The following is an 11453-nucleotide window of genomic DNA, read 5'->3' on the forward strand; positions in this document are numbered from 1 at the left end:
GGTCACACGGATACCGGGTGTGCTCGCCACGAACAATGGAGGCGGTCGGCAATGAATGAGATACCTTCATAGTAGATGTTTTTTGAAACAGGTTCTATAAAGCTATGCGGTCATGCCAGTCAGCCATCGCACAGACGCCTGAACACGTGCCAATCACCAAAGACAGCATGTCCTGCTTCCAGCCCATTGGTAGAGCAGCTCCAGTCGTGCCATCATACGCTGGATTGGTTGCGTTACACGCCTGTCATGGGCGTATCGTGTCGTTTGGAATACGACAGCATGGCTGTCGCACCAGCCGTGCTTCGTGCCAGTCGCGGGTCGTATCGTTCACCATACTGGTCACAGGGATGATGTGTACTCTCGGCACGATCATGGAGTCGGCCACTAATTGGTTGCATAACCAGATACCATGTGTATCGGCAGAGACAAACGACCTGTGGGCCGAGTTTCCAGCCTGCCTCGTCAATCATCTGCGCTACCGTTACACAACAGAACTTGAAGAGAAGCTGGTGAGCGGGCAGGCTTCCAGCCTGCCCCACGATTATCGACGATTACTACATCTTACCCAGAGAGGAGCATTTTTCTCACCTGGCAACAGTATAACCCTCTGTGTCCTCCGTGCCTCTGTAGTGAACACTGCCCGTGTATTACACCGAGCGCTCAAGCACAAAGTGGGCAATCTCGATCAACGCCTGGCGGGCCGGGCTGGATGGGAACCGCTCAAGGTGACTCACCGCCTGGTCGATATAGCGGGCCGCTTCGGTCTGAGCCGCAGCCACCCCACCAACATTGATCACTTCACGGATCACCTCAGCCACCAGCGTATCGGATGGTGGAGTGTGCAAAAGCACATCACGCAGGAGCTGACTTGGCGATGCAGCAGTGGCGTAGATGAGCGGCAACGTAATTGTACCCTGGCGTAAATCATTCCCGGCAGGCTTCCCAAGGGTACGCTCATCACCGATAAAATCGAGGACATCATCGATGATCTGGAAGGCCATACCGAGATCGTACCCGTAGCTCCCTAGCGCAGCAATCGCTTCATTGCTACCACCACCGACAACCATACCGGCCTTGCAGGCAGCCTCAAAGAGCACCGCCGTCTTGGCCCCGGTTTTGTAGAGATACTGGCGCAAGGCTTTATCAAAAGGCTCGGCAACTGTAACCGGACTAAGTTCACCCTCGCAGATTGTCTGGACAGCCTCGGCGTAGAAGGTAATAATCCGCGGATCGGGGCTGCGGGACATCTCGGCGGCAGCCAGAGCAAAAAAGTAATCGCCTACCATCAGCGCCACGTCGTTGTCCCAACGCGCATGCACCGTGATCTGGCCACGCCGACGATTAGCCTGATCCACCAGATCGTCATGCACAAGTGACGCAGCGTGAATCAGTTCAGCCGCCGCTGCCGGATGGATCACCCGTTCGAGCTGGTAGTGCCCAAGGCGTGCGGCAAGCACAGCCAGGGCAGCGCGCAGTCGCTTACCACCGGAGCGCATCGTATGCATACCGGCGGCGCTGATGACAGCAACACGGGACTGCATACATTCAAGCAGACGTTGCTCGATAGCACCGAGATCGGTCAGAATATCGGCCCGGTGGAAGATACCGGCTAACCCACCAGCAGTCTGGGGAGGAAGTTCACCGACAAGACGATGACTCGATGGCAATGATGTACGAGCCTCTGGTACTGTGAATGAACCTGACGGATTGAATGGTAACTGGTAGCCGGCCATGCGGCTGTTCCTTCCTAGGATCGCCGAGCCGGTCTGGCGCCGGAGGCGACGACGATCCGGCGATTGTGGTGACTAATGCCAGATACATGGTGAGATATTCTCACCTTGTGATATTCACCACAATCTGAACTATATCATATTCATCGCGACTGTCAAGCAAGACGTTGACAATATAACTGTACCATAAGTTTCGTCCATTCGGGGATATTTCATAAGCTGTCACATTCAAAACAGGAGGCTACGCAGAAAAGGTGAGAACTGCCAACAACTACCACCATTGTGCAGACGAGGTACCCTCTCGCTGTGTCAGTTCTTATGAGCGGAGAAGTGATTAATGTATAATAGGAATTGGTAATCTTCGCACATCACCGCATTGATAGGCATCCAGATTGACGTGGTGTGCTGTGGGGTTGGCTGTGGCCCAACCGATTGATGCAGCGCATCTGTCACGATTAAGTGATGAATCTCTAATGGAGCTTGTTGCTGCCGGTGATAGTACAGCGCTCGCTCACCTGTACGACCGCCATTCGCGGGCAGTGTACGGTCTGGCCCTGAGGATGCTGTCCACCGCTGAAGCGGCTGAAGAGGTCGTACAGGAAACGTTCTGGCGGATCTGGAAACGAGCGTCCACCTTTCAACGCAGCAGTGCATTTTTGCCGTGGATGTTCGGTATTGCTCGCAACCTGTGCATTGATGAATTACGTCGACGGCAGGCCCGACCGGTGGCCGCCAGTAACAATGAAGATATTTTGACAACGCTTACTGACCAGCAACAGAACGTTGAGCAATCTACCATCGAAACCGAACGTCGGCGGCTGATCACCAGTGCTCTGGCCGATTTACCGACCGATCAGCGAGAAGTTATTGAGCTGGCCTATTTTGGAGGCTTATCACAGCGAGAAATCGCCGAGTACTTACAGAGTCCGCTGGGCACAATTAAGACGAGAATTCGTTTAGGTTTACAGAAGTTGAAGCAAACCTTGCTTCATTATGGCATCGACGCAAACGACCACTAGAAGAGTAGCTGCATGCACGACTCTGACCGCGAACATGAACAATCTCTTCTCGCCGCAGCCGCACTTGGCAGCCTCGATCCCGCTGATCTGGCAGCGTTCGAGCAGGTTCTGGCCCGCTCACCCGCCGCCCGATCCGAATTCGAGCAGTTGCGCGAGGTAGTTGCTTTGTTGCCTTATGCAGCACCACCGGTCACTCCTCCACCCCATGTCCGTACCCGCCTGATGGAGCGGATCGCCGCCGACCAGGCTGCACAGGCTCCAACACGACGGGCACAACCCTCGCGTCGCATTGGCACTGGCTGGGTAACACCACTGATACTGGTCGGTCTAACGCTGGTGATTGCGTTGCTGGGGAATCTGACGTTGTCATTGCAACAACAGGTGACAGCCTTAAATGAGACAAACCAGCAACTACTGGCTGCGGTGAATAACCTCCAGGCAGCAGTGAATGCCAGCGAAGAACGACAATCCCAATTGACAGCACAACTGGCGACTTACGAGCAGCAATTAGCGCGTTTGAACGATCAGGTTACCCAGGAGCGCTTATTGGTCTCATTCGTGAGCGCACCTGGGGTGGCGACTCGTGAGCTGCTGCCAACACGGGCCGACGTTACCGCACGCGGTGAGATGTACATGTATCCGGGTGAAACACAGGCGGTGGTTGTGTTTAGCGGATTGCCGGCGCTCGAACCAGATCGGGTCTACCGCTTCTGGCTTAGTGATGGCACACAACGCATTGCTGCCGGTTCGTTTCAAGTCGATGCCACCGGCCTGGCGACGTTGGTGATCACTGCACCACGCGAGATGAATGCCTACACCGAAGTGATGTTGACGGTAGAGCCTGCTACCGGCACTACACCTGACGATGCCGAGGTTATTCTCGCCGGGACGTTGTGATGATGGCAGGATATGGATGCGTCCAGATAAACACGTTCATCCTTTGGGAACGCGAGCATTAGGCTCGCGTTTTGTTTTATAACCAGGATGTGGCGTTTTCAAAAAACATCTACAAAAAGTTAGCTCATTCACTCCTGACAGACTCTACGAATGTGACAATCACCCACAGCATACCCGTGACCAGCAGGATCAACGTCGCACCACGGGCCGGATCGTGAGCACGGCTGCTGCGGCAGCATGGCTGCCGCACTCCAAGCGCTGCGGCACGCGCCTGACAAGCGGGTAAAGCACCCGGTCCGGCGGGTGCTTTGCGTCGGAGATGGTCGCCGGCGCTACTCGCCGCCATACCGGTGTGCCGTGAGCGGGATGGGTTGTCGTTGGCGATTGACGAGCATTCATGAAACCTGTGCGATGGACGGGTAGCACGACACTGGCCTCTGTCGAAGCAACCACGACCCGTTGGGATGCGCGTGCCACACAATGCCTGGATCGAAACTAGTGCAAAAGCACGGCATCAACAGGCTGTAGCGACACGCACGATGTTATCGATGAACCGCTAATAGATCCAGCATTGCTGCACATTGCTGCCCGGCACAATATGGAATCAAAAAACCCACTTCTGGCGAAGTGGGTTGCTAGATGGCGACTCCGAGTGGGCTCGAACCACCAACCTTCAGCTCCGGAGGCTGACGCTCTATCCAGTTGAGCTACGGAGTCATTTCGGTGTAGAGTATACATGATCAGCAGTGAACTGTCAATGCGAGGAGGCAAGTGTGCAACGATTAAAGCGAGTTGTCGGTTGGCTCGGTGCTGTGCTGGGAGTCGGGCTGCTGGCGTTGATCGCAAGTATTCCGGTGGATGCGTTGATTGGAAGTGGACGGGTAGAGGCGCAGACGAATACCACTATCCCCGGTACCGACGGTCCGATTCGGGCTTTTGTGGCCGAACCATCGACGCCCGGCCCCCATCCGGCGGTGATTATGATCCACGAGTGGTGGGGATTACGCCCGGATATTATCGAGAAGGCAACGGCATTGGCTGCCGACGGCTATCTGGTCGTTGCACCTGATACATTCCGTGGCGCCAGTACAACCTGGATTCCGCGCGCAATTTACCAGGTGACAACCACACCACCAGAACAGGTGATGGCCGATCTCGATGCAGTGTTTGCCTGGTTGAGCGCACGACCTGATGTGATCGCCAATCGGATTGCCGTGATCGGGTTTTGTTATGGGGGCCGGACTTCACTGCTCTACACATTGCACAACCCGGCGATTGCTGCCACGGGCATCTTCTACGGGATGGCAGATGTCGAACCGGTAGCACTGCGTCAGATCCAAGGCCCAGTCCTCGGTATTTTTGGTGGCGCCGATGCTTCTATTCCGCTCAGTGAAGTGGCACAGCTCGAAGAGAATCTGCGAACTGCCGGCGTGCCCACCCGCTTTGTGATCTTTCCTGATCAGCCTCACGCTTTTGTGGGTGGTATCGAGTCGATCAATGCGGGAGGCGCAGCCGGTGAGGCGTGGCAGGTGCTGCGTTCGTTTCTGGCTGAAGCGCTGCTCAATCGTCTGCCAACAAGCCTTCCGATGCCATCTGGTACACTTGCAGCGCAGAGGATAACCTTCTTTGGTGACATCCATCATCGTTTTGTGTGTGGATGGTGAGCAACGTTTGCAAAGACTCTCTTGACGAATTTCGCGACGAGCAGTACAATGTTAGTAGTTCGGAAATGAACAACTATGGAGAACGCAAATCTACTGGAACAACTGACGGCGCTGGGGCTTACTGAGTACGAGGCGCGGGTGTACCTGGCATTGTTGACCGAGTATCCGGCGACTGGTTATCAGATCAGTAAACTGGCGGGCATTCCACGGTCAATGGTCTATGAGGCGTTAGGGCGGCTGGAAGGACGTGGTGCTGTGCTTAAATCGGTTGAAGAAAAGGCAACGCTCTATCGTCCGATTTCACCGGCAATCCTGCTCGACCGTTACGAGCGCGAGGCACGTGAACGGGCTGAAACACTGCGCACACAATTAATGCCACTGTTTCACCACGAAGAGAATGATCGGCTGTGGAACTTCAGTGGTCGGCGTGAAGCACTGGCCGCGGCACGTGATCTGATCGAGAGCGCTCAGCACGAGTTGATGCTGGTGCTGACCGATGCCGATGTGGAAGCGCTCTATCCAGCACTGGCCGCTGCCCACGAGCGTGGGGTGGCGTTGGGAGTGATTCTGACCGGTGAAGCGCCTTTTGCGTTTGGACAGGTGGTACGCCACCCCAAGCGGGAGACCGAACTGCACGGGATGGTCGAGACGCTGATCGTAGTCGCCGATGAGCGTGAATTTTTGATCGCTTCCGGCCATCTTGCCACGACAGCCACGGTTACGACCAACCGCAATATGGTCTTGATTGCGCGCCAGTTTATCTGGATGGAGCTGTTCGCCCAACGCATTTTTGCCCGTCTTGGCGAAGATTTGCTGGCTCGCCTCGATCCAGAAGATCGCCAGGTTTTGCACTCGTGATCAATGCCCGGCCCGCCAGTGGAGAGGAGCTATACGAATGATTACGACTTCGCAGGTTACCCCTCGACGACTGTTTACCCAATTCTGCCAGGATGAAACCCTGGAACCGGCATTTGTCGTATTAACGCTGGTCGGGATTGTTGTCGGTATCTGGCTGGAGGGTGCGCAGGCACCGGCCGGCCTCATTCTGGCGGTTCATATTGCCACCTACTTTTTCGGCGGCTTTTATGCGGTACGCGCCATCATTGCTGCGCTCAAAGAATGGACAATTGAAGTTGATCTGCTGATGGTGCTGGCTGCGCTTGGTGCGGCCTACCTCGGCGAATTCAGTGAGGGTGCAATTCTCCTGTTCCTCTTTTCGCTGAGCAATGTATTGCAGGCGTATGCCATGCGGCGCACCGAGCAGGCGATTACGGCGCTAATGCAGCTCCGGCCTGACCGGGTCAGTATCCGTCGGCACGACCGCGAGTACGATGTTGCCATCGAAGAGGTGCAGGTTGGCGATGTGATGCTGCTGCGCCCCGGTGACCGGGTACCGCTCGACGGGGTGATTGAGCGTGGTGCGGGTACATTTGATGAGTCGGCGCTCACCGGTGAGTCGATGCCGGTACACAAGGGACCGGGGATGACGGTATTGGCCGGTACACTCAACCAGACCGGCGCACTTGAGGTGCGAGTGACAAAACCGGCCAGTGAGAGCACGCTGGCCCGGATTATCGCTATGGTGAGTGAGGCTCAGTCGCGCAAGGCTCGCTCGCAGAGCTTCCTGGAACGCTTCGAGCAGCGCTACGCGATTGGGGTGATTGGGGCGGTTGCTCTTTTCATTCTACTAATGCCCCTGATCAGCGGCGCGTCGTTCACCGACATATTCTATCGCGGAATGGTGCTGCTGACCGTCGCATCGCCATGTGCCCTGGTGATCAGTGTGCCGGCGGCGTTGTTGAGTGCGATTGGTGCCGGTGCCCGGCGGGGTGTGCTCTTTAAGGGTGGTGTGCATCTGGAAGAGCTGAGTCGGGTACGGGTGATTGCCTTTGACAAAACCGGCACCCTGACTTTTGGCAAACCGGTGCTGACTGATCTCGTGCCGATGAACGGCCTGAGCGAACATGAATTGCTCACGATTGTCGCCCGTGCCGAACAGCCGTCCGAGCATCCGATTGCGCGGGCCATCTTGCAGGCGGCTGAAGAGCGTGGGATTGCGATTGTTCCCCCAGAGCAGTTTGTCGCAGTGACCGGGATGGGGGTGCGTGCGCTCTGGGATGGGGGAGAAACACTGGTCGGTTCGCCACGGCTCTTCCGTGAAGCCGGGATTGAGGTGCCTGCAAACTTGCTGGCGCAGGCTGACGATCTGATGAAACAGGGGCGGGGGAGTGTCCTGTTTGTATGGCGCGATCAGCAGTGGTTGGGACTGGTAGCAGTGATGGATCGCGAGCGACCTGACGCAGCCCGGCAGATTGCCGCCTTGCGCACAGTCGGTATTGAGCGGATCGTGATGCTGACCGGCGACAACCCGCAGGTGGCCGAAGCAATGGCCCAGCGCTTGGGAATTGATGAGGTGCACGCCGGGCTGTTGCCGGCTGACAAATTGCAGCGTGTCGAGCAGCTCCGGCAACGCTACGGTGGGGTGGCGATGGTCGGTGACGGTGTGAATGATGCACCGGCGCTGGCAGCGGCAGCGGTGGGCATTGCCATGGGAGCAGCCGGTACCGATGCGGCGCTCGAAACTGCTGATCTGGTCTTGATGAGCGACGATCTGAGTGCCATCGTCTACGCCCTGCGGTTAAGCCGCCAGACGCAACGTGTTGTTTGGCAGAATATCGTATTTGCGCTGGCTGTAGTCGTGGTGTTGGTGCTGACGACATTGACTGTGGGGGTGCCACTGCCGTTGGGTGTGGTTGGTCACGAGGGTAGTACGATTATTGTGGTATTGAATGGATTGCGGTTGTTGATCTTCCGCTAGCGGGTGTGATGGGCCGTTCTACGGTGAGAATGCTAACTTGAATAGCGTATGGCAGGCACGGCACATCAGCAGAACGCGACATCTACATCACGCGAGTGTTTGCCTGTGGTGTGGGGGTAAATAGTAGGGGCGCACGGACGTGCGCCCCTATCGATATGTTAGCGGTACGCCTCGTTCTTGCCAGGATTACCATTGGGGCAGGTTCTAAACCCGCCCCTGCAGATGGTGTATGTACCTGTTTACACGCCATGCGAGGGGGCGAAAGGATGCGTCCTGGATCGCGTGCTACAGATTGCGTGCACCGGATTTGAGATTAGAACTTATTTCAAAAAACATCTACTCGAAGCCATCTCAATTCATTCCTCATTCCTGACAGATGATCGCGACGAGTACCCACAGCATCCCCGTGACCAGCAGGGTTAACGGCGTCACGCACCGGATCGTGAGCACGGCTGCTGCACGCCAAACGATGCGCTACGGACAACCCAACCTGAGAACCGTATCCAGGCCGATATGTGATACCGTGCGCAGCAGAAATGCCGTTCTCGGCATCCGCGCTCAGCTCACCGCCATCATCTGCACCTCAATGTAACAGGTGTGCTACAATACGCATCACATTCTGAGATCGCAAACATACAGAGAGGCAACAATGCGGTTGCAACGACGCTTCATCGGTTGGATAGCGCTACTGGTACTGGTTGTCGTGGTGATTGGTGGGGGCGGTGGTTATCTCTGGCTACGCCGCTCGCTCCCGCAAACCAGTGGTGACATACGAGTACGCGGGATCAGTGGGGAGGTCACGATTGTGCGGGATCGCGATGGCGTTGCCCACATTACCGGCACAACCGATGACGATGCCGTCTTTGGGCTGGGATTCGTGCATGCGCAGGAACGACTCTGGCAAATGGAGGTGCAACGGCGAATCGGTCATGCCCGTCTGTCGGAAATTTTCGGCGCAACTACTCTGCAAACCGATAAGTTTCTGCGCACCCTCGGCGTCGCCCGGGCCGCCCGGAGTGCGCTCGAACGCCTCGACGGCGAGACGATTGCGCTGTTAGAGGCATATACTGCCGGGGTTAATGCGTTCCTGGCCACGAATCCGGTCTTGCCGCCGGAATTTTTGATCCTGGGCGTGCAACCTGAGCCGTGGCAACCCATCGATTCGCTGGTATGGGCCAAGATGATGGCCTGGGACCTTGGTGGCAACTGGAGCAATGAATTGATGCGGGCGACGTTGATCGCGAAGATCGGGCCTGAAGATGCCGCTTTTCTGATGCCGCCATATACCGCTGATGGCCCGCTCATTATGCCCGCCGCCAGGGTTGACTCACCAGCGACGGCTGCCGACACAACTCACACGCCTCTCAAGCCGGAAACAACCCGTCGCATGCTTGATCTCGCTCAGGAACTTCAGTTTCTCAATCGCATCGGCGACCAGTTGGCCGGTTCCAATAACTGGGTCATCGGCGGGAGCCGAACGGCCAGCGGCAAACCATTACTGGTCAACGATCCACATCTCGCCAACCGCATCCCCTCGATCTGGTATCTGGCCCACATCCAGGGACCAACCATCAATGTCATCGGCGCAACCTTTCCCGGTCTGCCGGTAGTAGTGATCGGGCACAACGAACGGATTGCCTGGGGGGTGACGAACACCGGCCCGGATGTGCAGGATTTGTACATCGAGCGAATCGACGCTCGAAATTACGCCGAGTACAACGGCAGGCGTGAACCGGTCACACTCACTAGCGAAGTCATCACTGTCAAGGACTCCGAGCCGGTGACGCTCACGGTGCGGATTACGCGCCACGGCCCGGTGATCAGTGATGTGCTGGAAGATGTAGACGAGTCGCTGGCCTTTCGCTGGACAGCCCTCGACCCGGAAGATACCACTTTACGCGGATTTATCAATCTCAACCGTGCCCACAACTGGCAAGAGTTTGTGGCGGCCCTCAGCGACTACCAGGCGCCGATGCAGAGCTTTGTGTACGCCGATGTTGAGGGGAATATTGGTTTTTACGCACCGGGGCTGGTTCCGATCCGGCGGAACGGTGATGGAAGCGTACCGGTACCGGGTTGGACGGATGAGTATGAGTGGATGGGCTACATCCCATTTAGCGAATTGCCGCACATCTACAATCCACCGCAGGATTACATTGTGACTGCCAATAATCGGGTGGTAGGTGACGACTATCCCTATCTGCTGGGGACATCGTGGGCAGCACCGTACCGTGCCCGGCGGATCATCGAGTTGATCGAGCAGAAATCAGCGCTGACGGTTGCCGATATGCGCACGATGCTCGGTGATGTGGTATCGCTGCATGCACGTGAATTGTTACCGATACTACGCGAGGTAACCCCGAACGGGTCACGTGAAGCTGCGGCCCTGGAGCTGTTACGCAGTTGGGATGGCACGATGGCCGGTGACAGTGCGGCAGCAGCGATATTTCAGGGGTATTACCATGCCCTGATCGAAGCGGTCTTTGCCGACGAACTGGGCGAGTTCTTTAACGAGACGTATCGCCATCGGCGCGATTTTGCAGCAATGGCGCTGCGTCGGGTGTTACTGGAAGGCCGGCAAGAGTGGTGCGATAACGTCAAGACCATTGATACAACTGAGGATTGCGCCACAATCCTTGCCACTGCGTTCAGCAAAGGGCTAGCGGCGATGGCAACGGCACAGGGGGAAGAAGATCCAACCCGCTGGCGTTGGGATCGAGTTCATCAGGCTGTCTTCCCCCATAACCCGTTCAGTCAGGTCGGGGCGCTGCGCGGCATCTTCGAGCGACGGGTGCCTACCGGTGGAGATAGTTTCACCGTCAATGTTGCGCCAATGCGGCTGAACGAAGGATACTTGCAATACAATGCACCATCGTACCGCCAGATTGTCGATTTCGCCAATATAGAGGATTCACGCTTCATCCACACGACCGGCCAATCCGGTAACGTGCTGAGTAGTCGTTACAGTGATTATCTGGCGCTGTGGCAACAGGCTGGCGATATACCGATGCGCTTTAGCGGCGCGATTGAAGGCGAGCGATTGGTGTTGCAACCGGATCGGTAACGCTCCCCCGTGTCTCGGTGGTTTCAATTGCACCACAGAGGCACAGAGGGCACAGAGAGAACTATATCAAACTAAAGGTCATAGCGCACTCGATGGAGAAGACTGCCGGCCTGCCCACAAGAGTCACGTACCGGCATGGGTAAGTACTGCGCCCCGCGCCTGCTGGTAAGTGCGGTGGATGCGGCAGCATGGCTGCCGCACTCCAAATCGTGCGTCACGGGTAATCTGGCTCGAAAACTGTATCCACGCTGGACCCGTCAT

At 56.6% G+C, this 11453-nt stretch carries 7 protein-coding genes and 1 tRNA gene; 6 read left to right on the forward strand and 2 right to left on the reverse strand.

Features of this window, described 5'->3' with window-relative positions:
- Window positions 1-647 precede the first annotated feature (647 nt).
- Window positions 648-1733 carry a polyprenyl synthetase family protein gene (locus tag VAE57_RS18165; protein ID WP_322823238.1) on the reverse strand — a complete coding sequence of 362 codons (1086 nt, stop codon included), beginning with the start codon at window positions 1731-1733 and terminating at the stop codon, window positions 648-650.
- A gap of 416 nt (window positions 1734-2149) precedes the next feature.
- Here VAE57_RS18165 and VAE57_RS18170 point away from each other — a divergent pair, with 416 nt between their 5' ends.
- Together VAE57_RS18170 and VAE57_RS18175 are read left to right on the forward strand one after the other, a co-directional pair.
- Window positions 2150-2749 carry an RNA polymerase sigma factor gene (locus tag VAE57_RS18170; protein ID WP_322823239.1) on the forward strand — a complete coding sequence of 200 codons (600 nt, stop codon included), beginning with the start codon at window positions 2150-2152 and terminating at the stop codon, window positions 2747-2749.
- Between the two features lie 12 nt (window positions 2750-2761).
- A complete protein-coding gene (locus tag VAE57_RS18175) occupies window positions 2762-3646 on the forward strand; it encodes an anti-sigma factor domain-containing protein (protein ID WP_322823240.1) in 885 nt (294 codons plus the stop codon).
- A gap of 640 nt (window positions 3647-4286) precedes the next feature.
- On the opposite strand, the gene VAE57_RS18180 is transcribed toward VAE57_RS18175, so the two are convergent.
- A tRNA-Arg gene (locus VAE57_RS18180) sits at window positions 4287-4363 on the reverse strand.
- A 56-nt stretch (window positions 4364-4419) separates the two neighbouring features.
- On the opposite strand from VAE57_RS18180, the gene VAE57_RS18185 reads away from it, so the two are divergent.
- The 4 genes from VAE57_RS18185 to VAE57_RS18200 all read left to right on the forward strand — a co-directional run bounded on the left by VAE57_RS18185 (window position 4420) and on the right by VAE57_RS18200 (window position 11192).
- On the forward strand, window positions 4420-5310 hold the full coding sequence (locus VAE57_RS18185; RefSeq protein ID WP_322823241.1) for a dienelactone hydrolase family protein: 891 nt from the start codon (window positions 4420-4422) through the stop codon (window positions 5308-5310).
- 75 nt (window positions 5311-5385) lie between these two features.
- A complete protein-coding gene (locus tag VAE57_RS18190) occupies window positions 5386-6168 on the forward strand; it encodes a TrmB family transcriptional regulator (protein WP_322823242.1) in 783 nt (260 codons plus the stop codon).
- A 37-nt stretch (window positions 6169-6205) separates the two neighbouring features.
- Window positions 6206-8128: a heavy metal translocating P-type ATPase gene (locus VAE57_RS18195; protein WP_322823243.1), complete on the forward strand. Its 1923-nt coding sequence runs from the start codon at window positions 6206-6208 to the stop codon at window positions 8126-8128.
- A gap of 649 nt (window positions 8129-8777) precedes the next feature.
- A complete protein-coding gene (locus tag VAE57_RS18200; RefSeq protein WP_322823244.1) occupies window positions 8778-11192 on the forward strand; it encodes a penicillin acylase family protein in 2415 nt (804 codons plus the stop codon).
- Window positions 11193-11453: the final 261 nt, after the last annotated feature.

The organism is Chloroflexus sp. (assembly GCF_034434295.1).
Taxonomy (GTDB): Bacteria; Chloroflexota; Chloroflexia; order Chloroflexales; family Chloroflexaceae; genus Chloroflexus.

Bases quoted from the DNA above. Each gene is read 5' to 3' on its own strand.
- VAE57_RS18190 (WP_322823242.1), top strand. From the start codon at position 5,386: ATGGAGAACGCAAATCTACTGGAACAACTGACGGCGCTGGGGCTTACT.
- VAE57_RS18165 (WP_322823238.1), bottom strand. From the start codon at position 1,733: ATGGCCGGCTACCAGTTACCATTCAATCCGTCAGGTTCATTCACAGTA.
- VAE57_RS18200 (WP_322823244.1), top strand. From the start codon at position 8,778: ATGCGGTTGCAACGACGCTTCATCGGTTGGATAGCGCTACTGGTACTG.
- VAE57_RS18175 (WP_322823240.1), top strand. From the start codon at position 2,762: ATGCACGACTCTGACCGCGAACATGAACAATCTCTTCTCGCCGCAGCC.
- VAE57_RS18195 (WP_322823243.1), top strand. From the start codon at position 6,206: ATGATTACGACTTCGCAGGTTACCCCTCGACGACTGTTTACCCAATTC.